Below are 25,594 nucleotides of genomic sequence, written 5' to 3'. Positions count from 1 at the left end.
GCTCTCTTTCGGGGGGATTCGGACCCTTGGGCTCGAGCCACGTCGTGTTGGAGGCCCAACACGACATGGCGGGCTCCCTATGCGACGTGGCGCACTCGTTTTGCTCTCTTTTTGGGGGATTTGGACCCTTGGATCTCGAGCCACGTCGTGTTGGAGGCCCAACGCGTCATGGCGGGTTCCCAATGCGACGTGACGCGCTTTTTTTACCTCCTTTCGGGCTGTTTTGGCGCCTTTGTCTGGGCACTTCAACAAAAAAGCCACCTCTGAGCTAAGTCAGAGGTGGCAGGTCCAATGCTTATTTGGTTTCTTGTTTGCTTAACTTGTCAGCTAGGCCACTAGTGCGTAGGCCCCACTTGATGAGTTCGACTAGCACGATGATGCTGAAGGATACAGCTAGTACCAAGCCCCATTGTGGCAAGGTAGGCGCGGTCACGTCGAAGAAGTCGTTGATGCCTGGAATAACGATAACGCCTAGTAACATGACAGCCGACAAGAGGGCTGCGCCGTTAAGGAACTTGTTATCGAAGGCTTTCCCTGTGAAGAGAGAAGTGAAGACATACTTGACGTTGAAAGCATGGAAGAGTTGAATCAAACCTAAGGTCGCAAAGGCCATGGTTTCGGCCAAGTTTTCTTGGTGGTACCATTGACGAGCTAACCAGTAGATGAAGAGGGTCAGCGCACTTTCCAAGATCCCTTGGTAGAGGATACTTGGCAAGATGCCATTAGATAAGAAGCTAGACTCCTTAGTCCGTGGCGGACGATTCATCACATCTGGCTCGGCTTTTTCCATCCCCAAAGCAATGGCTGGGAAGACGTCTGTCACTAAGTTTATCCATAAGATATGAACAGGTTGCAAGATAGTCCAACCTAATAAGGTAGCTACGAAGAGGGTAATGACCTCACCCAAGTTAGCTGACAAGAGATATTGGACAGCCTTCTGGATATTGGCGAAGACCTTACGCCCTTCTTCAACCGCCACGACGATGGTTTCGAAGTTATCGTCTGCTAGGACCATGTCAGAGGCACCCTTGGACACTTCGGTCCCGGTAATCCCCATGCCGACCCCGATATCTGCTTGCTTGAGGGAAGGCGCATCGTTGACCCCGTCCCCGGTCATGGACACGGTCTTACCTTTAGACTGCCATGCCTTGATAATGCGCACCTTGTGCTCAGGCGATACACGGGCGTAGACTGACAAGTCTTGAACACGCGCTTCTAATGCTTGATCAGAAATAGCGTCAAGTTCGGCCCCGGTCATGACGTGATGGTGGTTGTCTTCGTTTGGATTCAAGATACCTAGACGTTCCGCAATAGCTTGCGCGGTTTCAGCGTGGTCACCAGTAATCATGACGGTCCGCATGCCGGCCCCTTTGGCTACAGCAATAGCATCCGCGGCTTCTTGACGCTCAGGGTCAATCATACCGACTAAACCAGCAAAGATTAAGTCATGTTCTAATTCCTCAGATTCGAACTTGCTAGGCAATTGATCAATAATCTTATAAGCCCCTGCCAAGACACGTAAGGCTTGACGCGCCATGCCTGTATTTTCGGTCAAGATGGCTTGGCGATCAACATCGGTCAAGTCGGTCACCTGGCCGCCAAAGTCCTTATGAAGGCAGCGTTTGAGCAATTGGTCTGGCGCCCCTTTGGTGGCTACCAGGTAGCGACCATCCGCTAGCGGGTGGACTGTCGTCATCAATTTACGGGTAGAGTCAAATGGAATCTCGCCCACCCGTGGGAAGCTAGCCAAGCGTTCAGCCAAAGGATAGCCCTTGTCTAAGGCAAACTTAACCATGGCAGTTTCGGTTGGATCCCCAATCAAATTACCTTCGGCGTCCACTTCCGTGTCGTTAGCCAAAACAATGGAACGTAAGAGCGGTAAATCTAAATCTAAGTCTTCAGAGGCATTGTGGAGAACCCCATCATAGTAGGCTTTTTCAATGGTCATCTTGTTAAGGGTCAAGGTCCCCGTCTTATCGGAACAGATAATTTGGGTCCCACCCAAGGTCTCAACGGCAGGCAAGGTCCGAACCAAGGCCTTACGGTCTGCCATAGTTTGAGTCCCGATAGAGAGGATAATGGTTGAAATGGCTGGCAAGCCTTCAGGGATGGCAGCCACGGCCAAGGAGATAGACACTAAGAGCATGTCGGGAATCTGACGGCCACGCAACAAACCAACGATGAAGGTCACAGCCGCAATGACTAAGATCATAATAGTCAAGGTCTTACCCAAACGGTCTTGGTCGCGTTGCAATGGGGTCTTGGTTTTCTCAGCACTGGCTAACATGCTGGCGATATGGCCGACTTCGGTATTCATCCCGGTTGCCGTTACAATGGCTAAGGCACGACCGTAAGTCACATTGGTGCTAGAGAAGACCATGTTATGGCGGTCCCCAATCCCGGCACCTTCTTCTGCAATCACGCTGATGTCCTTATCAACTGGCACCGATTCCCCAGTCAAGGCTGCTTCTTCAACCTTGAGTGAGTTGGCTTCAATCAAACGCATATCCGCTGGTACAATATCTCCAGCTTCCAATAAGACGATATCGCCTGGCACCAAGTCATGAGACTTAACGGTCATGACATTGCCATCACGGCGGACACGGGCGTCAGGTGAAGCCATTTCCTTGAGGGCGTCAATGGCTTCTTCAGCCTTGGCTTCTTGGACTACCCCCATAATGGCGTTAAGCACCACCACTAGGAGAATGATGACCGCGTCGTGCCACTCGTGGCTGGCCACGAAGGAGACAGCCGCCGCAATCACGAGGATGATAATCATGAAGTCCTTGAATTGCTCAATAAACTTCTGCAAGAGGGTTGAATGAGCTTCGGCCTTGAGTTCATTAGGACCGAACTCTTCCAAGCGTTGCGCAGCCACTGCAGCTGTCAAGCCCGTCTCAACATGGCTTTCTAAGCTGTCAATGACGGCTTGCGCCTCTTGGTTATAGGCTGATAATTTTGTTAACATAGTAACCTCCTATTTGATCCATTCCTTCATACTGGCCGCCCCAGCTTGTAAAAAAAGACCTATGCCGCCACCCAACGAGTGAATCAGCATAAGTCTCACTATTTCAGTCAGTACCAGCAGCAGATGCTACATATTTGTTGATACCAACGAGCTAGGCTCTAGTTACTCCCTTATGAAGTCAATGGTTATATTACTCTTACTATTATAGAGATAAGCTGCCAAAAAAGCAAGAAAAAAACACTTGCTATTTTGGCTTTGACAAAAGCGGCGATCTTGACGATTGAGACCGGACGCGCTAGGATAGAAGTGAAGAAAAGTGGAGGGATTGACATGACAAAGACAGGCAAAATCATTCGTGTAGTAGGTGCCGCCATTATCCAAGATGGCCAGGTCCTCTGCCTACAGCGTGGCCAAGAAATGAGCCTAGCCGGACTCTGGGAATTTCCCGGCGGCAAGCTAGAAGCTGGCGAGACAGAAGCCCAAGCTCTGGCACGGGAAATTAAGGAAGAACTGACCCTTGAAATTGAAGTCGGTGACTGGGTGACGACAGCAGAGTACGCCTATGAATTCGCCACTATCCAGCTAGCAGTCTACAAGGCTAAGATTCTATCTGGCAGTCTGACCCTGCTCGAGCACCAGGCTAGCCGTTGGGTCCAGCCCCAAGACCTCATGAGCCTAGACTGGGCTCCCGTCGATATTCCAGCGGCTCAGCTACTGACCCAAGAAGGCTCCTCCCTATAGAGATAGACAAAACAAAGGCGACCAGGACCCAGTCCTAGTCGCCTTTATTTTAATGTCTGCGGAAATCAACAAAGTCATCATGCTGATGCATGTTGCTGTCGATGAAATAAATCAAGGTTTGCAACTCATTGGTTAAGTCCACATGTTGCATACGAACATGACTTGGCACATCGAAACGCAATGGCGTGAAGTTGAGAATCCCTTTGATGCCTGCTGCCACCAAACGTTCTACAGCTTCTGCTGCCTCTTCTTGCGGTACGGTCAAGAGCGCAATTTCAATTCCTTGGGCTTCTAATTGTTCTGACAATTCATCAATGGAATAGACAGGAACTCCTGATTGAATGGTCCCAATCAATTTAGGGTCTACTTCGAAGGCTGCCCCGATTCTCACATTATTATTCTTGCGGAAGTTATAATGCAGGAGCGCATTCCCCAGATTCCCTACCCCGATGAGAGCAACCGATGTCAGACGATCTTGGTTCAGGGTCTTGGTGAAGAAGTCTAATAAGTAATCAACATCATAGCCATAGCCCCGTTTGCCCAAGGCGCCAAAGTATGAGAAGTCACGACGAATGGTCGCACTGTCTACTTTCACCGCATCACTGAGTTCAGTAGATGAGATCCGCTTCTTACCGGCATTCTGTAAAAATCGTAAATAACGATGGTAAATAGGAAGCCGGTTCACAGTTGCTTTTGGTATTTCTCTACGCATTTGATCACTTCTTTCACATAAAAATATTTCGATTATTCTCCAGTCGATATCTTTAGTATATCATCATATTTGACTAGACTCCATTATTTAGGGGTGAACTTAATACAATTATTATAGTTCAGTAATAATTGTCGCACTCCTGCCTTTATACGCTTTCATTTACGTGATAACACAAACTTCAAATAAGAATCTTTATGTGACTCAGGCTACGATGAGAGAACTTCTCATAGTGCAAACCTTTTCACTTCGTCATTTTTCCTTAAATATTCAACCCCCATTATGGCCATATGCTAGCCACAATAGGGGTTGTTTTATTCGCTCAGTGACAAACGAAAGCGAGACCAGTCGCCCCGAATATAGTCCAGGAGGCCTAGATCTGAGCTAGCCACTTGACCGACAATGGCTTGACGGTCATCCGCTGGCAAGTCTGTCAGGCAAATTTCCAGTTCATTGGCATAGCTACCGTAGTTGGCCCGTCCCAGAACTAGGTCCCCTCGCTGGCGAGGGCCAGACTGGCCTACCACTTCTTGCCCGCGCAAGGCTTGGCGGGTTTCCGAGGCCCGAATGACCCAATCACTGGCATCCGGCCGATTGGACCAGACTTGATCTAGCAAGGCTTGCGGAGCCTGGGCCCGTAACTCTACTAGACCCTCATTAAGACTGGCCAGGCGTCTCAGTTGATCTTGGCTGACATCACAATCCCCTATGTAGACCCGGTCTACTTGGCATTGTGACAGGAGATAAAGAGCTGCCTGCTGACTTGGCCACTGGCGGGTCTGCTCGACTGTACAGAGGCCATCAAAGTAAGGGCCCCTAGCTACCTGGCCACTGACGAAGGCTAGACAAGGAATGCCTAAGGCATGCAGTCTTTGATTTTGGGCCAGGACATAGGTCTGGCTGAGGCCGCTATAGACCTTGGGATAATAGTTATGAGCGGCCCAGACCCGGCTCAAATCGACCCCTGCTTGAGCTAATTCTTCTAGTAAGGGCCCCGTAAGGGTCGAAGCATTAAGGACCAGGTGACTGGACTGGCTCAGGACGGCCATCTGCTGGGGAGTTAGTCCGGCATCTACTCGTAAGGAGCCAAAGCCCCAGGCTTGTAGACGGTCCAGGCCATAACGATCCAGGCTGGCCTCATTAATATCCGCCATGACCTGGATTCCTTTTTCATGGCAGGCCGCCATGATTAGGTCTAGCTCAGCCGGCTTATAGTGAGGGCTTAGGTTAAGACTGGTAAAGGCATAGCCAAAGCCCTGCTGACTAAAACGAGCAATCCGAGCCAGATTGTCGTCTAGCGACTGATTACTATAGAAGGAAAAGCCGACTACTTGTCCTTTCATTGTGAATCGCCACCATAGACTTGAGCAATCCGAGCTTCATCCACCCCGAAGAACCAGGTCAAGACAAAGCCACCTAGATAAGCCCCCAGCATGGCGATGACATAGGAGATTTGTGTGCCCGGCACCATAATCAGCAAGCCGAAGAGACCGGATACCCCTTGGGAGACAGCCCCTAGATGGAAGAGGACCGCTAGGACACCCCCCAGACCTGAACCCAAGCAGGCCGTAATAAATGGTTTACCTAGAGGTAAAGTCACGGCGTACATCATGGGTTCGCCAATCCCCAGAATGCCGACTGGCAAGGAGTCGCGAGTCAATTGTCTCAGACGTTTGTTGCGTGATTTGAGGTAGAGGGCCAGACCCGCACCGACTTGACCGCCCCCTGCCATCATAAGAATTGGCAAGAGATAGTTGACCCCGGCCGTTGGGCCTTGCGGATTATTCAACATGGTATGAATTGGCGTTAAGGCTTGGTGGAGCCCCACAGAAACCAGTGGTAAGAAGCCAACGGAGAGGATGAAGCCACCGAGGGCACCCAATTGGGTATAGAAGTAATCTAAACTAGCATAAATCCCGTCCGTAACCAGAGCAGCCAGCGGTTGAATGACAATGACCGATACCAGCACCCCGACTACGACGGTTAGGAGTGGCGTGAAGAAGGTGTCCAAAAGATCGGGCATGATACGACGAATGGCCCGCTCTAGGTAGGCGAAGAAAATCCCCATAAAGAGGGCGGCTAGGAGCCCACCAGCCCCTGGTGAGAAGGCCTTATTAGTTATTGGCAGAAGAATTGGCGCATCTGCCACCTTAGCCAAGAGGGGCATGCTTGGAACCGCCACGGACAATGCCCCGGCCATGCCACCCAGAACAGCACTACCCTTGAATTCTTTGGCCGCATTCATGCCCACATAGATTGGCAAGAAGGCGAAAAGGGCCCACCCCATGGTCCGAATGGCTTGGAACCACCATTCGCCGGCCCAGGCATTCTGGTTGGAGACATTGATGACATTGGCAATCCCATTAATCATACCGGCTGCAATAATTCCCGGCAGTAAAGGAATGAAGATATTGGCAATCCGTTGCAAGAAGCGTTGCAGGGGCTTGTCATACTTAGCCTTTTGCTGGTCTTTGTTGGCCTTAGCCACTTGGTCTGCTGCTAGCTCTTCATAGCCCAGACTGAGGCCTGTTAATTGGGCAAAGGCTGACCCAACTTGATTGACCTTGCCCGGTCCTAGGATAACTTGCACTTGGTCTTGGACGACTAGGCCCATGACCCCTTCCACTTGCCTGAGGGCCTCTTGGTCCACTAGGGATAGATCGCGCAGGGTCAGGCGCAGACGCGTCATACAGGTTGCATTGGCCAGGACATTGTCCTTGCCTCCCACTAGGGATAGAATTCGACTTGCTAAATCATTCATGGTAATACCTCCTTAATTTGATCTTGCTTATTTACTGATTGCTGGCTGGCTTGGATAGCCTGGGCAATGTGATCTTGATTATCAGCCAAAAGGGCTTGAGCACCCGCCAAATCACATCCCGTTAAGGCCATGAGGATGGCGCATTTGACCTGGCCCTGGGCTGCTTGAAAATAAGTCGCTGCCTGTTCCAAGGACAAACCGCTTGTGGCGGCAATAATACGATGGGCGCGGTCAATCAATTTCTGGTTGGTGGCTTGGACATCGACCATGTAACCTTGATAGACCTTACCTAATTGAATCATGGCAGTGGTGGAAATCATATTGAGCACCAACTTTTGCGCTGTCCCCGCCTTGAGTCGGCTAGAACCAGCAATAATTTCTGGCCCCACCGGAATTTCGATTGGATAATCTGCCCACTGGCTGATTTCAGCGTCTTCCACACAGGCTAGACTTGCCGTCAAAGCGCCCTGCTCCTTAGCATAACGTAAAGCAGCCACCACATAGGGGGTGCGGCCTGAGGCTGCGATACCGACTAAGGCATCTTTGGCTGATAGTTCGAGGGCGGCCAAGTCCTGGACCGCTGCTGCTTGGTCGTCTTCCGCCCCTTCAACGGCCTGGGTCATGGCCTCTAAGCCACCAGCCATCAGGGCTTGGACTCGATCAGGGGCGACGCCAAAGGTTGGGGGACATTCCGAGGCATCCAAGAGACCTAGTCGGCCTGAAGTTCCTGCCCCTATATAAAAGAGGCGACCGCCTTGAGCCATAACTGGTACCAGGGCTTCTATAAAGGCATTAATCTCTGGCAAGGATTGCCTGACGGCTAAGGGGACTCCTTGATCTTCTTGATTCATGCGCTGGGTGATTTCGGCCACTGACAGGGTCTCAATGGCCTGCGACAGGGGGTTGGCTTGTTCTGTTGCTAACTTGCCTAGTTCCATAGTAGTTCCTCCTTCCTACAAGCTTATTATACCCCTTATGTAAGCGCATTACAAGGCGCTGTCTAGCTTTTTGTCAAGACATTTCTTGTATTACAACAATTCTTGCTCTGTCTTATCTTAGAAGACAAAAAATGCCACAAGACCCCTCAAACTTAGAGGTCTTGTGACAGCTTATTTGATACAACGGAAACCAATATGGCTGGCCGTCACCAAGGCATCCGCCCCATTGCGGGCACCTAGGCGATAGCGTTGGCAGTAGGAAGCGTGACAGAGGAAGGAACCGCCGCGAATGGCGTACTCTCCTTTCAAGTCAGCTAGGCTTGGAAGAGGCTGGGCCTGCTTAAAGTCCTGCAAAAGTTGATAGCGGGGATTGGCGCACCATTCCCAGACATTGCCGATGACCTGATAGAGACCCCAGTCATTAGGGGCGTAGGTCTTGACCGGGGCCGTCCCTAAGTAGCCGTCCGCCTGGCTATTAAAACCAGGAAAGTCCCCCTGCCAGGTATTGGCATGATAGCACCCATCGGCTTCTAGCTCCTGGCCCCAAGGAAAGGTAGTGGTCTGGCCAGCCCGAGCCGCATACTCCCACTGGGCTTCCGTCGGCAAAGTCACCCCCGCCCACTGACAGTAGGCCAGGGCATCGGCCAAGGAAACATGGACCACCGGGTGGTCAGCCAAGACGTCTGTGGCAAGGGGGCCTTCAGGTCCAAAAGGATGGAGCCAGTCGGCGCCCGCCACTACCCGCCACCAAGGCGTGCCCGGCACGCGAGGAGCCTTGGCTTCTAGGTCTTCTGACAGGAGGGCTTCAAAAACCAGGGAGCCTCCCGTCCGACTGGCAATGGTCTGGTAGCCAGTGGCCGCCACAAATTCAGCAAATTCCTGGTTAGTGACAGGCGTAGTGGCCACAGAGAAGGCTGCTACTTGCATAGAAACGGCAGGTGCCTCATAGTCTTCTACAAAACCTTGTCCTAGGGGCGCCCCCATTTGGAAGTGCCCTGCTGGTAAATCAACCCATTCCATAATTAGCCCTCCTGACGAGGATAGCCCATGACATCCCCGCGTCGGGCGGCTGCCAAGGTGGTCACTAGGGCTGACAGGGGCCGCGCCACTAGACGTCCATCCTCAACAAAGCCTTCTTCACGATTGGTTAAATAGGCAACCAGCTTCTGAGTCAACTCCAGTACTACAGGCTCATAGGCTTCTTGCCCATAGAGATTGACCTGCTCATAAGGATCGGCCACATAGTCGAAGAGTTGATAACGATCCTGAACCGGATACCAGATTAACTTATAACGTTCATTGAGGACAAATTGACTGGAATCTTGGCCTAGAACATGTTCCCCATGGATATCGGTCCGCCAGCCGTCAATTTGACCAAGCAAGAGCTGGCGCACGCTGCGACCGTCCGTGGCCACTTGCTGGCCCAAGACCAGGTCTACCAAGGATGGGAAGATGTCTTGAATCTTAACCAGCTGCGGAATAGTATGATGGTGGGCGGCAATCAGATGGCCAGGATCATAGATAAAGGAAGGAATTTGGATGCTACCTTGATAAGGATAACCTTTGCGGAAGAGGTCATGCTCCCCTAGTTGGTCGCCATGGTCAGAGACAAACCAGAAGAGAGTATCCTGAGCATGGCCGAACTCTTCCAAAGCCGTCAGGAAGCGACTAATCTGATGGTCCAGATGGGTCACCAAGCCATAGTAGCCTGCCAGCAAGCGCCGTTGATCGTCGGGCTTGAGGCGCCCTTTTTTACTATCAATGCTAGGAACAGCATCCACTAGCTGCTCCCAATCCCCTAGATGGCGATCCCATTCCTGGCCCAAGAGTTGATAATACATATCGAAATAATACTGAGGCGGATTAAAAGGCGAATGTGGCTTCTCAAAGGACAACTTGAGGAAGAAAGGCACAGTTGGATCCTTGGTCTTGAGGAATTCAATAGCTTCGGTCACCAGCCAGTTGCTTGGATGGAGAGCCTCTGCATAAGGCCAAGGCCGGGCCATCCAGGAATTACAATTGAGGCCGTCGTCCATGAGATCGGCTTGAGGCCCCAACTGGGCCTTGAGGAATTTGAGATAGTCACTGGACTGTTCAAAGGAAGCCCCATAAGCCCCATCATAGTGGCGATCGACATGGAGGTAGCCGTCGTGCAGGGTCACATGGTCAAAGCCCAGACGCTTGCGGGCTGGGTAGACGTGCATCTTGCCGATACATTGGGTTTGGTAGCCGGCATCCCGGAAGGTCTGGGGCAGGGTCTGGGTGAAATTCCAAGGCATTTGGTCTTCGTAGCCCACCCGTCCTGAATTGGCCTGGTCCAAGCCAGTCAAGAGAGCTGCCCGAGCCGGCACACAGGAGGGCACCGGCGAATAGGCATTGACGAAATTATAACCTTGGCTGGCCATCATATCTAAGGTTGGGGTTGAGAGAAAATCAGGCCCCTGGTTAATCCCTAAGGCGTCGGCCCGCATCTGGTCGACGACAATAAGCACCACATTGGGGCGTTGCTTGCTGTTGGTCATGGTAGTGGAGTCCCTCCTCATTCGGTCGCATGATCAACGACCTGTCTTCGCTTTCATTATACACCCTCTGGCATCAAATTGCCTATCTTCTACTAAAAAAGATGAAAATATTAACAAAAATTATAAAGCAGGGCCAAACTTGAGCCTATCTCTAGCTTAAGATTTTGGCCAAGCAAAAAGCCTGACTCTGGGTCAGGCTCTCATCTTAAGATTTTGCTTTTTTTAACTTGGCTTGCATATAAGCTTCCAAGTCACTGAGCGGGGCTAGGGGCTGGTCCTTGGTCAGGCGGAAAGAGCGGCTTTCAAAGACTAAGATTAAGTCCACGCTGACCAACTTACCCCGATTGGTGGTTCGATCCAAACGCACCTTGCGCAAGCTAGACCATGGCAAGAGATAATGTCGGCTACCCAGCTCAATCCGAACCTTGTCCCCCAAATCTTCTATGGTAACGGTTCGCGTCCAGAGAAAATTATAGAAGGCATTGGCCAGGAAAAATAGTAGGAGCAGTAACACAACGAACAATAAGGGTCCATATTGATTATCGCGCGGGTAGAGGTCCAAGTCCAACAAGAAATTGACAAGGTCCTTGATGCCTAGTTGTGCTAGACCTAGCAAGACCAGAATAGAGAGCAAGCGTTGGCCGACAAAGCGACTGACCCTTAACTTGACTTTATTCAGTAGATACTTGTTTTTACTTGTCATTTTGGCCTAGGCCTCCTTTTTGGGCTCGCTTCAGGCCCTTTTCTAAATATTGAATCAGCCACTCTAGCTTAGCTACCTGGTCATCTGAGGTCAGGTAGAAGCTGCGGCCATGAAATTTGAGGACTGCCGTCTTGCTGAAGATTCCACCATGACGTTTGGGTGCGATGAAAGTCTTGACACGACGCAGGCTAGTCCAATCATAGCGATAGAGCTTGTGGTTAATCAGGATTTCCAGACTTTGGCCCCGATTGTAGAGGGTGACTGAACGTTTCCATAGGCTATTGTAGAGCAACCAGCCCAGAATGACTGCCCCTAGGAAGATCAAAACAGCTAGCCAACTCCTAGGGTTCAAGTTGAATCTCTTGGCCAAGTCTAGGCTCACAGGCGTCAAGATAGAGTAGATGAGAAGGAAGGATAGGGCCTTGGCGCCCCAAAAATAAGACACCCGACAATCCAAGGCCACTACTAGGTCTTCTTGGCCTGGAGCCAGGGGCTTGCTTTTAGCAATAATCATACCAGCTAGGCCCCTCTCTGATCTAAATAGACCTGAAACTCTTGACCCAGCTCCAGCAGAGCGCCCATGGTCTTATCGGATGAAGACAAGCGGTAGGTGCGTTCCTCAAAGACCAAGACTAGGCTAACCACGACTAGGCGACGTGATTTATTGCGAAGCTGGGATGGCTTGACACGGCGGAGCTCCCGCCAGTCATAGCAATCCACTCGGCTACCTACTTGCACCAAGACTTGAGTCCCCAAGTCCACAATACGCACCGCCCGCTTCCAGATCCAATCATAGAGCCAGAAACCCAAGCCCAAGCTCAGAAGTGCTGTAACTAGCACATAGGCAACGCTCCATTTCTGCAAGTCCCGATTCATTAGTCCCCAAGTGATGAGCCAATGTATGCCATAGGCAAATAAGAAGGCCATGAGGATGGCGATGACAACACCGCTATAGAAACGTAGGCCAAACAGATAGCTGACCCGAAGCTTTCCCTCAAAGAGTAGCTTTTCCTCTCTATTCGAATTTCGATATTGCATCTTATCTCACCCTTCCTTGTCTTCTCATTATAACTTAGTAGGCAGGACTTGAGAAGCCTGATTCTTCTCGGAAAGAATCCCATAAGAAAAGGCCAGGCACAAGGCCTGACCTGCTACTTCTAATGGCTTATCCCTGCTTTAGATAAGCCTGGAGGGCTTGACCTAGCTGGCTCAGGGCCACCATACTCTTATCCGATGAAGAGAAACGGTAGGTGCGACCCTCAAAGACCAAGACTAGGTTATAGGTGCTGACCTGACCACGTCTAGAATAGAAGCGATAGGCTCTGACCTTACGGAGGGTCTGCCACTTATAGTAGGCCTGGTCACGGCCAACTTGTAAGCAGACTTGGTCGCCTAGGTCCAAGATACGAACTGATCGCTCCCACAACTTATTGTGGAGCCAGTCACCCAGCATCCAAATCAAGATACCCGAGATTATGAAGGAAGCCACGCTCCAACCTTTCAGGTCCTCCTGCCACAAGCCCACTGCTTGCAACAAGTGTAGGCTGAGGATAAAACCACCGAACATGACCAAGGCCATGAGGAGGCCGCCTAAGAAGCGCACCCCAAAGATATGGCTGACCCGAACCTTGCCTTCAAATAGTAAGTGATTGGCTTCATCATTCTGTCTAACTTGCATGTTTTCACCCTTTCTAGTCCTTTCATTATAACTTAGCAAGGAGCCCTTGAAAAGCCTGGCTCCATTTGCCTAGCGGTCAAGGGGCTCAAATTTAATAAATAGTTAGCGACAAGTTAAGAAAGACTTAATAGTTGTTTCAACAAGTCTTCAGTTTCACCCGCTATAGTAAGGTCATCAAATAAATCCAAGGAGTGATTTCCATGTCAACCAAACACACACTAACCAAACTCAGCCTTGTTGCCTTACTAAGTCTAGGCCTTGGGGCCGGCAGCTTATCCCAAGTGGTCTTAGCTGAGGAAAGCAGCGCAAGCTCTAGCCAAATGCCAGAAGATAAGCAAAAAGACGAAATGAATCAAGCCCTTGTCGGCCAATTGATGGGTCAAGGTAAACACAAGGTCATGGGCATGGCCAAGGTCACCGCTAAGGAAGTAGTGCTAACCGGCTTTTCAAGTGATGAAGCCCCTGACCTCAATGCCTACCTAACCAAGGATGGCGATGTAGAACATGGCCTTAAATTAGGCAAGGTCGATGCCAAGGGTGCCATCCAAGGCTACAAATTGGACAAAGTCGACCTCAGTCAATACAACACCCTCACCATCCACTGCGACAAAGTCAATGAAACCTTCGGTTCTGCCATGTTGACCAAGTTTTCTGACGGGGCCATGGACCAAGCCATGAAACGTATGGGCGAACTCATGGGCGCCAATGGCAAGATGGTTATGGGTTCTGTTAGCATCGAGAAGAACCAACTCAAACTGAGCAACTTCAAGAGCGACAAGGCTCCTGACCTCCACGTTCTCCTTAGCAAAGACGGCAAATTAGAGACAGCCGTTGAAGTCGGTGCGGTAGACAGTGACATGATGGAACAAAGCTACGACCTGAATGGTTTGAAGGCAGACGGCTACAACAAGGTCTTAATCTACTGTGTTGAAGCGCATGAAGTCTTCGGTCAAGCTGACCTTAAATAAGCTTTCGAGCATCCCAACCACCTGAAGTCCTTTCAGGTGGTTGAAGTGCTTTGGGCATAAGGCCTGCAAGCGTCACTGACCCCTTCCCCTCTCAAGCTATGCTATAATGGCATTGCCCCTGCCTCTATCAGGTAGGTTTTGATTTCAGTCATTAATCGAAAGGAGGGTCCTTATGACCCACATCCTCCTAGTTGACGACGAGCCAGCCATCCTGGATATCGTCACCCGCTACTTAAGTAAGGAAGGCTATCAAGTCACGACCGCTACGAATGGTCAGGAAGCCTTAGACCACTACCGGGCTCAAGCCGTTGATCTGATTATCACGGACATTATGATGCCCCAAATGGATGGTTATGACTTCATTGATGCCGTCTTGCAATTACGCGAAGACCAGCCTTTTATCTTCATCACGGCCAAGGATCAGGCGGTCGATCGCATCTATTCCCTGACCCTAGGGGCCGACGACTACCTGACCAAACCCTTTAGCCCTCGGGAGCTCACCTTGCGGGTCAAGAATCTCTTGCGTCGCATCCAGCCCAAGCAAGCGGGGCAGTCGGTCTTAAGCTATGCGCCCTTTTCCATCGATGAAGGCCAGCATCGCGTCACGCTCTACGACCAGCCCTTGCAACTCTCACTCAAAGAATTCCAGCTCCTGGCCCTCTTCCTCAAAAATCCCGGCCGGGTCTTTGCTAAATCAGAACTCTTCCTCAAGATTTGGGAGACCGATTATATGGAAGATGCCAACACCCTCAATGTCCATATCCACTCCTTGCGCGATAAATTAGCCAAGTTAGCAGGTCAGCGTCCCTACCCTAAGATTGAGACAGTCTGGGGATTGGGCTATCGCTTAGGAGGTGACCCGTCATGAAGCTGCGTTCACTTGTCTTCCTGGCCTTTCTTACTTCCACACTCTGCGCCCTCCTGCTGGTCTGGTGGGGCCTGCAGCAAATGTTAGTCTCTCCTAACGTGGCCTATATCATTATCTGGATGACCTTAGGGGCTAATTTGCTAGGGGCCCTAGTGGGCTTCTGCCTACTTCAGCCCAGCGTCAAATCCCTGCAGCAACTGAGCCGAGATGTGAGACGGGTGGCCGACCAGGATTTCCAACCAGTTCAGACCATTAAATCACCGGCTGAACTGGCCTCGCTGACGGCTAACATCAACCTCATGATCCAAGACCTCAACCAAAGTTTCCAGGCCCTCAGCCAAAGCGAGCAGGACAAGACCCAGCTCATGGCTAGCCTAGGTCACGATATCAAGACGCCCCTGACCGCTCTCCAGCATCAAGTGGAAGCGCTAGAAGATCAGATGGTGTCAGAAGATGAAATGCAAGCCCTCTGGCAGGCCATGGCCCATCAAATCGACCGACTCAAGACCCTGACCCAGCAACTCATGGAAGTTGGCCTCATGGAGAAGCAAGCCAATCAGCAAGCTAGCCAAATCCAAGTCCAGACCCTCCAACTGGACGATTTTCTCATTCATCTGCTAACTAGCATCCAACCCCATTGTCAACAGAAGAAACAAGAACTTGAGGTCAAACTAGCGCCAGAGCTAGAGACCATCCAGACAGATGGTGACAAACTATCCCGTATCCTCCTCAATCTCTTGGAGAACGCCAGCAAGTACTCGCCAGAGCAGAGTCGCATTCAACTTCATATCCAAAAAGAAGCTCAAGGAATCGGCTTCCATATCATTGATCAAGGCATGGGCATTCCCGCCCAGGACCTGCCTCATATCTTTGACCGCCTCTATCGGGTCGAACAGTCCCGTAATCGGGAGACGGGTGGCGCCGGCCTGGGACTCTACATCAGCCAAACTCTGGCCCAACAACTAGGGGGCCAAATTACGGTCACCAGTCAAGTCAACCAAGGCAGCCACTTCAGCTTATGGCTTCCACTATAGCCATAGCAAAAAGGCCAGGAAAACCCTGGCCTTTTTCTTATGGTCTAAATAGTTGATGAGTTCGCCAGGTCAAGTGGCTAGAGAGGCGACTGACCGGCTCCCAAGTCAGCCATTTAAGTGAGACTAGCTCATAGACACCCTCTTGGGCATAAGCAAGAAGTGAGCTCCAAGCCTTGTGGTCATGGTCATGGTAGACAGCACCAGGCGGCAGGGGGCGGTTTTCTCCAGAGGACTCGGACTCCCGCTGCTGACGGGATTCGGTCTCATCAGAGGAAGACCAATCTTGCTGGCTAGAGCCAGATAGCTCACTGTCCACCTCCGCCCCCTCAGGCAAGCGGAAATCTTCAGCCTCTAATTGATTGAAGCCAAAGAATTCAAATTGGCCCTGCACCTCACCGGACGGATCCAGGCAACGGTAATTGAGACTGGTCATTTGGAAGTCGTCCTTGCTGAAGCGAACTTCCATATAGTTATAGATATCTTCTACTGGGGTGTCTTCAGGTACTAAGGTGATTCCCAAAGTCTTAGACGTAAAGTCTGACAATTCAAAGTCACGTTCTAGGACCTTAAGACGATAATCGTGGGGACCTTCTTCAAACTGGAAGTCGGCCTCATGGTCCAGAATCCAGTCTAGCATGAGACGGTAGTTAGGTCGCAAGCGAAAATCCTCGGGCATCTGGATGGCAGACCATTTGTTAGTCTGTTCTGTATAGAGGTAATAGTTCTGGTTGGTGTCCCCCAGATAGTAGACCTCCATATGTTCAATCCCCCGACTATAATCCAAATAACCCTGGAGGACCTTGCCAGTCTTGGCTTCATAACGATAGGCTGCTTGATAATTAGAGCTGGCGTTTTTATCCCCTGAAGAGCCCTTAAGGGCCACTGAGGTCAAACGATCGCGGCTTTGGCGCACTGCTTTTAGGATATCCGCCCGCGAGAATTGGTCACAATCGTGGTCCGACCAAGCTTCTGAGGTCTCTCCAAAACCCGAATGCTGACTAGTAGACGATTCACTGCTACTTGTCGCCTGACTCTGGAAACCGGGCAGACTGAGGGCCAAGCTATTGGCTAGCAGGCTAGAAACAAGTAAGTATTTGAGACTTCTCTTCACGTCACATCATCCTCCATCTCATCCATTGGACTGCTATCTTGTCTCCCTTATTATAACAAAGTAGCCAAAAACAAACAAACCCCTTGGGCCAGTCTAGACTAGGCCGAGGGCTTGCTTAATACTTAGTTGGCGTCTTGGGCTACAATTTCTTGCACCCATTGGATGAAGTTAGCCGACGCATGGCCGGTCCGTTCAGCTGTGGTATTACCTTGCCCCCATACCGTCGCAAAGTCCACTGATTTGACAGCCCCATTAGCTTGATTCTCCAGGGCTAGAGCCAGGTTGGTTTCCACCGTTAAGGCCGTGTCTCCTTGGCTAAGGCCGGAACGAATCCGCCAGTGAGGTGCTGGTTTAGAGGTTTGGTAGCCAGAATAAGCGGACGTCAGATAGAACATTGGATTGTAGAGGTCCTGACGTTCTGCAATGGTCTTACCCAGACTATCGGTCTTAGCCAAGTCAGACTCAAAATCCGTCACATACTGGCTGTTCCAGTCGGTCAAGCTCTCATACTTGGCCTGATTATTCTTGAGCAGGCGGGCCACTAGCTGGTCAAAGTGAAGCTCATTGGCATCCGCTACCCCGAAGACCGCATTCTCCGCTAGGCTACGGTCCAAGGCATCGAAGGCAGGCACAGACTTGCTGGCCGTCTTAACATACTTGGCGAAATCCGCCAGGCTGGAAATCTTAGCCCTATTGGCGGCCGCATCATAAGTTACCCATTGGGTCTCAGCATTCAAGCTATCAATATAGGCTTGAGCCGTCTCATAGGTGACAGATTCTGTCGATCCACCCGGACCAGCACCATCGCTGGTATAAGGGAAGCTGGTATCGGCTAGGAAGTTATTGAGGGATTGATTGACGACCCCTTCTAGATAAGTGGCATAGGAGCCTTGGGTATAAATCCCCTCACTGGATTCTGCCAGGGTCAAGGCTTGGCCTTCATGTTTGAGGCCTAGCTGATTGATATAGTTGGCATATTCCTTGGCCAAGTCTTGGGATAAGGCCTGGGTAAAGGTACCCTCTGCCCGCGTATTGCTGTCAGCGAACTGACCCAGGTTCCATTCATAGGCAGCATCCGCATAATCCAAGCTGGTAATGGGACTCCAAGTCATAGTCCCATAAGGTGCATCGGAAATTGGGTTGCCTTCCTTGTCCTTCATGGCTGCCCCTAAGGCTTCCAAGTAAGGATTGTAGAGGGTCGAATCCCCACTAGCCCCTAGGATAGCAGACTGAGCCCCACCGCCACTATGGCCAAAACTCACAATCTTGTCGGTGTCACCTGGCAGGACATCCTTGTTATAACGAACATAACGGATAGCGGCCTTAAGATCGGTGACGCCCCATGGTGCACCGCCCACTACTTCTTGGCCCTGGCTATCGGTGGTGTTGTCACGGCCACGAATACCAGGTTGCAGATAAATCATCCCGGCCTGGGTATAGTTGGCAATGCCGTCAGCAAGCCAGGTTGGTGCCTGAGAGGCATTAAAACCCGGCGTGTTAACCGGTAGGACATAAGGAGCAGTCGCAGCGGTAAATTGGCCCACTTGGGCGTCAGACTTGACGCTGGCAGTATAGGTCCCATCGCCATTGGCACTTCCCTCTAAATAGGCACCCGGCACATAAATCCCCAGGGTCTCATAGTCCAAGGACGCAGGGTTGGCGACATAGACCACGCCGACTTGCCAGTAGATATCATTGATTTCATCGTATTGCCAAGCCGCATTGTCAAAGGCTAAGCTGTATTGGCCGACAGTAGCCGTTTCTTGGCTCGACGCTTCTTGGTTATTGGCCTCTTGGGCTAGCACCGACACTTGGCTAGCCAGCAGATTGGCACAAAGTAAGGTCAGGGCGCTTAGTTTCATTTTTCTCGATAGGGTCATATCATTCAGTCCTTTCACTTATTAAGGGCTGGAGAAAATTAATGGGGGGAAGATTTACTTGTCACCTAGCCAGCAAATGACTTCCTGGCGTGGTTTACGGCTACGGGGATGTTTAGGGTCCTTGAGACGGTAACCCAGGGACAACATGCTAGCCACCCCTTCGCGCTCCGGATCCAACCAACCTTTGGCAGCGAGTAAGGCATTGACCGCCTCATAATCGAAGCCTTCGATTGGGCAGGAATCAATGCCCAGCAAGCTAGCAGTCAACATCATATTGGCTAGGGCGATATAGGTCTGCTTACCCGTCCAGTCAAAGAGGGCCCGCGGACTATCCAGACGCATGTGTTGGGTTTGGAAGGTTTCATAGAGGGTCAAACGACTATTAAGATCCTGGTCAGAAGTCAGGCCGCGACGAATGAGGCTGGCCCGAATAGAAGGACCGTCATAGCGGGCATTCTTCTCCGCTAGGAGGATAACAAAATGGCTGGCGGTGTCCAATTGTGGTTGGGCACCCCAGGCTAGGGGTTGGAGGTCAGGCCGGATGGCTTGAATTTGGTCCCGGTCTAAGACCAAAAAGCGCCAACCTTCCAGGCCAACTGAAGAAGGGCTGAGCCAGGCAGCGTCTAGAATGACGTCCATATCCTGACGGGAAATATGGCGACTGGCATCATAGACCCGTACGGCTACCCGATGGTCCAGGGCTTGACGAATTTGTTCTTGAATGGCTTCTTGTGTCATGGCATACATCCTCTCTAGGCTTTTGTTTTAGTATAGTCCACTGGTCCCCTTAAGTCTAGACAAACGCTTTCTTCTAGGCCTTGCCCAACTAGCGCGCGGGGCGGGACTTTGTTATACTAGAAGATGACAAAGGAGCGATCTCAACCATGACATTTTTTAAGATTTCTGACAGCAAGTGGGCCAGCTGGGCCAAGATTCTGATTATTACTGCCCTGGCCTATGCCATTGAAAGCCTGGTGCCAGCCCTGGGGGCTTCCATGCTGGCCATTGTACTGGGTATGGCCCTGTCCGCCTGGCGTCCCCCTGCCTCGACCAAACCGGCCAAGCAAATTAGCGGCCAACTGCTCAAAATCGGCATTGTCTTTTTAGGCTTTGGCTTGTCCTTTGCCAAGTTACAAGCAGTGGGCCTCAAGGTCTACCTGGTCTTGATTCCCGTCGTGGCGGTGGCCCTCTTGAGCGCCCGTTACCTAGGTCGTTGGATGGGCATTGAGTCGCGTTCAGCCCTCTTAGTGGGTATGGGAACGGCCATTTGTGGGGGCTCGGCCATTGCCGCCGCTGCGCCTATTGTGGAGGCTGAGGACTCGGAGATTGCCTTCGCCATCACCACCATCTTCCTCTATAATACCCTTGCCCTCTTCCTCTTCCCTCTCTTAGGGGCTTGGTTGGGCTATGGCGACCAAAGCTTCGGCCTCTTCTCCGGGGCTGCCATTAACGATACCTCTTCGGTCGTGGCCGCTGGCTTCGCCTTTAGTGAGGCTGCCGGCACTACCGCTACCATCGTCAAGATGGCCCGGACCCTACTCATTGTGCCGGTCTGCCTAGGCCTGGTTGGCGCCCGCTATAAGCAAGCAAGCGCTCAATTGGCTGACGGCCAAGGGGCTCAAGTCAGCTTGTGGGCACAAGCCCGTCGCCTCTTTCCTAGCTTCATCGCCTACTTCCTCTTGGCGGTCCTGGCTAGCTCCCTCCTGCCTCTACCTGCTTGGCTGCTAGACGGCTTCAAGTTGCTAGCCCGTCTGACCATGATTGCGGCCCTAGCCGGGGTGGGCTTGGCCGTTGATCTCAGACAGTTGCGCCGGGCCGGTAGCCAGTCCATCTTGCTAGGGGGCCTCTGTTGGGCCCTGGTCATTGCTACGGCTAGCCTAGCCATTCATTTCTTCTATTCTTAAGACAAGCAGCGAAAGGATGAGGACCTTGAAGCATCGCGATAAAGTTGATCTCTTCTTGACCCTACTGCCCGGCCTGCCCCTCCTGGCCAGCGGCCTCTTCGGCCTTTCTTATATCACTAGCCTCATGCTAAGTGACTATCAGCATGCCCTCTGGATTGCCCAGGCCATGTCAGCCCTACTCATTTGGATTGGGGGCTACTTCTGCTATTATGCTTGGCGCAAGAGACGACGCATCTTGAGCGACTATGACAGCCTCTACCGCCACTATCCCGAACTGGCCGACGACTGGAGTCGACTCAGTCGCCAGGCTCAGGTAGGGGATGAAGATCTAGGCCTCTATTGCTACAAGGACCACCTAGTCATCACCGCCCAAGGCCTCTATATTTGCCCCCTCAAGCAAATCGCCGCCGTGGGCTACCAGGTGCAAAAGGTCCCCGTCAGCCGCCACCTCAAGGAAGCTCATCTCCTAGTCTACTGCCGCGACCTGGCTGGTCACAAGGAAATGCGGGACCTAGGCCGACAGACAGGCGACCGCGAACGTGCCCTAGCTAGCTTCTTAACCGACCTTAAGGCGCTTGCGCCCCAGGTCCAAGATGTCAGTCACAAAAAATAAGTTCACACAAGAAAGAGCCCAGCTGAGCTGGACTCTTTTTTCATATTATTTGTCTGCCAAGGCTGGCAGAACCGACACCACTTGGTGCTGACAGTCTACCGCAGCCTCAAGCGCCGCCAGAATGTCGGCCACTCGCTCCTGAGGGCAGAGGGTCAAAATGCTAGGCCCCGCCCCCGAAATGACGGTGGCATAGGCGCCCTTTTCAAGAGCCGTAGTCTTAACCGCCGGAAACTCTGCGATTAGAGACTGACGGTAAGGTTCATGGAACTTGTCTTGCATCATGAGTTGACCCATGGTCGGGTAATCGCCCTGCATCATGGCCATTAACATGACACTGGTCAGAGCATTCTGTGCAATGGAATCCGGCTTGGAGTAGACCTCAGGCAAGACACTGCGGGCTGCCGCCGTCGACAACTCATAGGCTGGAGTGGAAATAATGACCCCGACCCCTTCCAAGTTGCCTACTTGATAGAAGAGTTGATCCGTCTCCGGCTCATAGTAGCCAACGAATAGACCACCGGTGATGCATGCCCCCACATTGTCGGGGTGGCCTTCCTTGGCACTGGCCAGGCGCACCTTATCGAAGGTCGACAGACCCAAGTCAGCAAAATCATTGGCTAGCTCAATGCCGGCCACAATGGCTGAGGCCGAGCTGCCCATGCCATGGGTCAAAGGAATCTGACTCTTCATGGTCAAATGCAGGGGCGCTAAGGTCTTACCGTAGCGGGCCGCCGTTTCCAGGGCCACTGCCACTACTAGGTTAGTCTCATCCTGGGGCAGGCCAGCCATAAAGTCGGTCTCAAAATCCACCTGCCAGCGCTCAGCCGGACGGGCAGTCACCGTCAGATAGCGGTCAACCGCAATCCCAATGGAGTCAAAGCCCGGTCCCAAGTTGGCACTAGAGGCAGGAAAATCCTTTTGCCATACCATGAATTCCGCCTCCTAGACCATGAGGTAGCGGGCTACCACAGTAGCATTGGCTTCTAACTTAGCCAAGACTGCTGGGCTGATGGCTTCGGTCTTAATGGTCAAGCCTGGCGATTCAGCCAAGGTTAAGTAGCCGATTTCTAAGGTTTGGAGGACAGCGCGAACATGGCTAGCTGGCGCGTCAAAACGTAGGTAGTAGCAAGCCGGTGCTTCCTGGCTGACAATGGCTAATTCTTGACTTGGCAAGACAGCCGGAATAAAGCCACGGTCGGCAATTTGCAATATGTCTGATACTACAGCAGAAGCGGTCTCCAGACTACCGGCACCTGGCCCCCAGAACATGGTTTGACCTACGGCATTCCCTTCTACATAGACGGCATTGAAGGCTTCAGAGACACCAGATAAAGGATGGGCGTTTGGCAAGAGGACAGGCTCTACCCCGACTTGAATGCCGGCCGCTGTCTTGGTGCTCTTACCCAAGAGCTTCATGGTGTAGCCCGCTTGCGCCGCAATGGCGATGTCGCTGGCATCTACTGTGTCAATCCCCTTGACGCTGACTTGATGGAAGTCCACGCGGGTGTCATAAGCTAGACGAGACAAGAGGGTAATCTTACGCGCCGCGTCAAAACCACCCACATCATTGGTTGGGTCGGCTTCGGCATAGCCCTTTTCTTGAGCAACAGACAGGGCATGGTCATAGGTCCAGCCGTCTTGAGTCATGTGGCTAAGCATGTAGTTAGTGGTCCCATTGAGAATCCCCATGACGCCAGAAATTTGGTTGGCTGCTAGGCCTACTTGGACCCCGTTAATAATGGGGATCCCACCGGCTACACTGGCTTCATAGAGCAGGCTGACGCCCTTTTCATTGGCTAGGGCTTGCAGCTCATCAATGTGGAGGGCTAGCAGATCCTTGTTGGCAGTGACCACGTGACGGCCTTGGCTCAGGGACTGACGGATGACTTGATAGGCAAAGTCTACGCCCCCCATGACTTCCACCACGAGGTCGATGTCTGCTTCATAAATATCTTCTACCCGATCGGTGAAGACTGCTGATTCTAAGCCCAGACGGTCCACCTTGTCGGGATCCCGGGTCAGAACATGGCTGATGACTAGTTCTTCTTTATATTTTGCTTGGAATTGGGCTTGGTTCTCAGCTAAGACCTTAACGACCCCGCCACCTACCGTACCGATACCACATAATGCGATTTTCATTCCTGCTCGCCTCCATTTCAATTCTACTCCTCTAAGTTTAGTGGGAATGGCCTGTTTTTTCAAGTAAATTTCATAAGAAAGTATATCGTTTGGGCAAAATATAGTGTATCATAGTAACTGTTAGGCTCTAGCGCCAATCTGATAGAAGGATGGATAGATATGATGATTGTAGCAAAATTCGGAGGCTCCTCCCTGGCCAACGCCGGCCAGATTAAGAAGGTAGCCGCCATCATCCAAGGCAAACCAGAAATTAAAGCCGTCGTCGTCAGCGCCCCAGGCAAGCGTTTCGCTGAGGACATTAAGGTCACCGACCTACTCATCGCCCTCTTCGACGCGGTGCAGGCAGTGGCAGGCCAAGTAGGCCACCAAACGGATACCCTATTGCAGGCTGAGCCAGTGGCTGAAGCCCGTCAAAAGGTGCTGGACCGCTATGCCAGCATCCTGATCGAGTTGGGCCTGTCGACAGAGCTTTTGGCTTATTTTGAAGATATCCTAAATGGCTACATGGCCGATATTCAGGAGCCTGAGCGCCTGCTGGATGCCCTCAAGGCTTGCGGCGAGGATTTCAACGCCCAAGTGGTCAGCCACTACCTAGTCAGCCTGGGCCTTGACGCCCACTATGTGTCGCCTAAGGAAGCCGGCATTTTAGTGACGGATGAGCCCTCTAATGCCCGCCTCTTTGACGAGTCCTACGCCCAAATCGCCAAACTCCGCGACCGGGCTGGCGTCCTTATTATTCCCGGCTTCTTCGGCTACTCCAAGGGCGGCGACATCGTGACCTTCTCCCGTGGGGGCTCCGATATTTCCGGGGCGATCATCGCCAACGGCTTAGGCGCCGACCTCTACGAGAACTACACCGACGAGTCCTTTATCTACTCCATGCATCCGGGCAAAATCGCACGCCCCCACCCCATTAAGGAGATTACCTATAGCGAAATGCGAGAGCTATCCTATGCCGGCTTCGGGATTTTCCATGAGGAAGCCCTAGAACCTGTCTACCGCAATGACATTCCCGTCATGATTCGCAACACCAACCAGCCGGAAATCGCCGGCACCAAGATTGTCTCCAAGAAGGAGCTAGATCCTCGCTATCCAGTGACCGGGGTCAGCTCGGCAACCGGCTTTACCGCCATCTCCATCAGCAAGTACCTACTCAACCGGGAAATGGGCTTCATGCGCCGCGCCATCCGCTTCTTCGAGGAAGCCGGCGTGCCAGTCGAACACGTGCCTTCAGGCATCGACAGCATCTCCCTGGTTATTCGCTCGGCTAATATCCAATCGTCCGAGCATTTGGCAGGCATCCTAGAGACCATTCAGGACAAGCTCAACCCAGACTCCATCCAAGTGGAAGACGACCTCTGCATCTTCGCCATCGTCGGGGAAGCCATGCGGGAAAATGTCGGGGTGGCAGCCGCAGCCAGCCGGACTTTCGCTGATAACCACATTAACATCCGCATGATCAGCCAAGGCGCATCTGAAATCAGCATGCTCTTCATGATCAAGGCCGAAGACGAAGACATCGCCCTCCAAGGCCTCTACCAAGCCTACTTCCCACGCGAAGCCCTAGCTACCCTAGCCGCTGCCGCACAAGGAGAATAAGTCAGATAAATGAGAAAAGTGCAGTTCAGGTCCTGAACTGCACTTTTTGTGTGGATTTGGGTTGATCTTGGCGGCTCGCACACATTTTTGGCGTAAATCAGACTTTTTCTGGCCTAAAGTCCCGAGCTAGTGGTCCACTCGAAAGAGTGGACCACTGGCTCCCCATATTTCGGCGCAAACCGCACTTTTCCGGCCTAAATGCTCGAGCTAGTGGTCCACTCGACAAAGTGGACCACTGGCTCCCCATATTTCGGCGCAAACCGCTCTTTTCTGGCCTAAATGCCAGAGCTAGTGGTCCACTCGATAGAGTGGGCCACTGGCTCCCCATATTTCGGCACAAACCGCTCTTTTCTGGCCTAAATGCCAGAGCTAGTGGTCCACTCGACGGAGTGGTCCACTAGCTCCCCATATTTCGGCGCAAACCGTCCTTTTCCGATTAAGTCCCTATAATTGTGTAA

At 51.9% G+C, this 25,594-nt stretch carries 23 protein-coding genes; 7 read left to right on the top strand and 16 right to left on the bottom strand.

What is annotated here, in order from left to right; genetic code table 11:
• Positions 1–295: 295 nt before the first annotated feature.
• The gene (locus HMPREF3093_RS09380; RefSeq protein ID WP_070756835.1) at positions 296–2,968 is read right to left on the bottom strand and encodes a cation-translocating P-type ATPase; all 2,673 of its coding nucleotides are present in this window, start codon (positions 2,966–2,968) and stop codon (positions 296–298) included.
• A 330-nt stretch (positions 2,969–3,298) separates the two neighbouring features.
• On the opposite strand from HMPREF3093_RS09380, the gene HMPREF3093_RS09375 reads away from it, so the two are divergent.
• Entirely contained in the window at positions 3,299–3,709 is a 411-nt protein-coding gene (locus tag HMPREF3093_RS09375) for a (deoxy)nucleoside triphosphate pyrophosphohydrolase (RefSeq protein ID WP_070756833.1), read from the top strand.
• A gap of 49 nt (positions 3,710–3,758) precedes the next feature.
• Here the strand turns inward: HMPREF3093_RS09375 and HMPREF3093_RS09370 are convergent, their stop codons facing one another.
• From HMPREF3093_RS09370 to HMPREF3093_RS09325, 10 genes are all read right to left on the bottom strand, one after another.
• A complete protein-coding gene (locus HMPREF3093_RS09370; protein WP_070756831.1) occupies positions 3,759–4,421 on the bottom strand; it encodes a redox-sensing transcriptional repressor Rex in 663 nt (220 codons plus the stop codon).
• Between the two features lie 311 nt (positions 4,422–4,732).
• On the bottom strand, positions 4,733–5,761 hold the full coding sequence (locus HMPREF3093_RS09365) for a MupG family TIM beta-alpha barrel fold protein (RefSeq protein ID WP_070756829.1): 1,029 nt from the start codon (positions 5,759–5,761) through the stop codon (positions 4,733–4,735).
• Entirely contained in the window at positions 5,758–7,179 is a 1,422-nt protein-coding gene (locus HMPREF3093_RS09360) for a PTS transporter subunit EIIC (RefSeq protein ID WP_070756827.1), read from the bottom strand. The genes HMPREF3093_RS09365 and HMPREF3093_RS09360 overlap by 4 nt, the downstream gene beginning before the upstream one ends.
• Positions 7,176–8,117, bottom strand: a complete 942-nt coding sequence (gene murQ, locus HMPREF3093_RS09355; RefSeq protein WP_070756825.1) for an N-acetylmuramic acid 6-phosphate etherase — start codon at positions 8,115–8,117, stop codon at positions 7,176–7,178. The genes HMPREF3093_RS09360 and murQ overlap by 4 nt, the downstream gene beginning before the upstream one ends.
• 171 nt (positions 8,118–8,288) lie before the next feature.
• Positions 8,289–9,137, bottom strand: coding sequence for a formylglycine-generating enzyme family protein (locus tag HMPREF3093_RS09350; protein ID WP_070756823.1), 849 nt, complete (start codon positions 9,135–9,137; stop codon positions 8,289–8,291).
• Positions 9,138–9,139: 2 nt separating this feature from the next.
• Complete coding sequence (locus HMPREF3093_RS09345) at positions 9,140–10,639, bottom strand: manganese-dependent arylsulfatase (RefSeq protein WP_070756821.1); 1,500 nt, start codon at positions 10,637–10,639, stop codon at positions 9,140–9,142.
• A 205-nt stretch (positions 10,640–10,844) separates the two neighbouring features.
• Positions 10,845–11,342: a hypothetical protein gene (locus HMPREF3093_RS09340; protein WP_023392387.1), complete on the bottom strand. Its 498-nt coding sequence runs from the start codon at positions 11,340–11,342 to the stop codon at positions 10,845–10,847.
• On the bottom strand, positions 11,332–11,856 hold the full coding sequence (locus HMPREF3093_RS09335; RefSeq protein ID WP_070756819.1) for a hypothetical protein: 525 nt from the start codon (positions 11,854–11,856) through the stop codon (positions 11,332–11,334). Before HMPREF3093_RS09335 ends, HMPREF3093_RS09340 begins: the two co-directional genes overlap by 11 nt.
• A 5-nt stretch (positions 11,857–11,861) precedes the next feature.
• On the bottom strand, positions 11,862–12,380 hold the full coding sequence (locus HMPREF3093_RS09330) for a hypothetical protein (protein WP_070756817.1): 519 nt from the start codon (positions 12,378–12,380) through the stop codon (positions 11,862–11,864).
• Positions 12,381–12,507: 127 nt separating this feature from the next.
• Positions 12,508–13,020, bottom strand: a complete 513-nt coding sequence (locus tag HMPREF3093_RS09325; RefSeq protein ID WP_070756815.1) for a hypothetical protein — start codon at positions 13,018–13,020, stop codon at positions 12,508–12,510.
• 200 nt (positions 13,021–13,220) lie between these two features.
• On the opposite strand from HMPREF3093_RS09325, the gene HMPREF3093_RS09320 reads away from it, so the two are divergent.
• From HMPREF3093_RS09320 to HMPREF3093_RS09310, 3 genes are all read left to right on the top strand, one after another.
• The gene (locus HMPREF3093_RS09320) at positions 13,221–13,988 is read left to right on the top strand and encodes a DM13 domain-containing protein (protein WP_070756813.1); all 768 of its coding nucleotides are present in this window, start codon (positions 13,221–13,223) and stop codon (positions 13,986–13,988) included.
• A gap of 172 nt (positions 13,989–14,160) precedes the next feature.
• The gene (locus HMPREF3093_RS09315) at positions 14,161–14,856 is read left to right on the top strand and encodes a response regulator transcription factor (RefSeq protein WP_070756811.1); all 696 of its coding nucleotides are present in this window, start codon (positions 14,161–14,163) and stop codon (positions 14,854–14,856) included.
• Positions 14,853–15,890: a sensor histidine kinase gene (locus HMPREF3093_RS09310; protein ID WP_070756809.1), complete on the top strand. Its 1,038-nt coding sequence runs from the start codon at positions 14,853–14,855 to the stop codon at positions 15,888–15,890. The genes HMPREF3093_RS09315 and HMPREF3093_RS09310 overlap by 4 nt, the downstream gene beginning before the upstream one ends.
• Positions 15,891–15,927: 37 nt before the next feature.
• Here the strand turns inward: HMPREF3093_RS09310 and HMPREF3093_RS09305 are convergent, their stop codons facing one another.
• From HMPREF3093_RS09305 to HMPREF3093_RS09295, 3 genes are all read right to left on the bottom strand, one after another.
• The gene (locus HMPREF3093_RS09305) at positions 15,928–17,001 is read right to left on the bottom strand and encodes a hypothetical protein (protein WP_070756807.1); all 1,074 of its coding nucleotides are present in this window, start codon (positions 16,999–17,001) and stop codon (positions 15,928–15,930) included.
• 122 nt (positions 17,002–17,123) lie between these two features.
• On the bottom strand, positions 17,124–18,881 hold the full coding sequence (locus HMPREF3093_RS09300; RefSeq protein ID WP_083316347.1) for a hypothetical protein: 1,758 nt from the start codon (positions 18,879–18,881) through the stop codon (positions 17,124–17,126).
• 54 nt (positions 18,882–18,935) lie between these two features.
• A complete protein-coding gene (locus tag HMPREF3093_RS09295; RefSeq protein ID WP_070756803.1) occupies positions 18,936–19,619 on the bottom strand; it encodes an NAD(P)H-dependent oxidoreductase in 684 nt (227 codons plus the stop codon).
• Between the two features lie 146 nt (positions 19,620–19,765).
• On the opposite strand from HMPREF3093_RS09295, the gene HMPREF3093_RS09290 reads away from it, so the two are divergent.
• Both HMPREF3093_RS09290 and HMPREF3093_RS09285 read left to right on the top strand, forming a co-directional pair.
• Positions 19,766–20,785, top strand: coding sequence for a YeiH family protein (locus HMPREF3093_RS09290; protein ID WP_070756801.1), 1,020 nt, complete (start codon positions 19,766–19,768; stop codon positions 20,783–20,785).
• A 25-nt stretch (positions 20,786–20,810) separates the two neighbouring features.
• The gene (locus HMPREF3093_RS09285) at positions 20,811–21,398 is read left to right on the top strand and encodes a hypothetical protein (protein ID WP_070756798.1); all 588 of its coding nucleotides are present in this window, start codon (positions 20,811–20,813) and stop codon (positions 21,396–21,398) included.
• Between the two features lie 45 nt (positions 21,399–21,443).
• Here HMPREF3093_RS09285 and thrB read toward each other — a convergent pair whose 3' ends face one another.
• Both thrB and HMPREF3093_RS09275 read right to left on the bottom strand, forming a co-directional pair.
• Positions 21,444–22,328, bottom strand: coding sequence for a homoserine kinase (gene thrB, locus HMPREF3093_RS09280; protein WP_070756796.1), 885 nt, complete (start codon positions 22,326–22,328; stop codon positions 21,444–21,446).
• A gap of 12 nt (positions 22,329–22,340) precedes the next feature.
• Entirely contained in the window at positions 22,341–23,537 is a 1,197-nt protein-coding gene (locus HMPREF3093_RS09275) for a homoserine dehydrogenase (protein ID WP_070756794.1), read from the bottom strand.
• Positions 23,538–23,696: 159 nt separating this feature from the next.
• Here HMPREF3093_RS09275 and HMPREF3093_RS09270 point away from each other — a divergent pair, with 159 nt between their 5' ends.
• Positions 23,697–25,136 (top strand): aspartate kinase, encoded by a 1,440-nt coding sequence (locus HMPREF3093_RS09270; protein ID WP_218970176.1) that lies wholly within the window; start codon positions 23,697–23,699, stop codon positions 25,134–25,136.
• The last annotated feature ends 458 nt before the right edge of the window (positions 25,137–25,594 follow it).

Source organism: Abiotrophia sp. HMSC24B09 (assembly GCF_001815865.1).
In the GTDB taxonomy this organism is placed as follows: Bacteria; Bacillota; Bacilli; order Lactobacillales; family Aerococcaceae; genus Abiotrophia.
Note: the sequence above shows the minus strand (reverse complement) of the source record. Positions and strands in the feature narration are given on the sequence as shown.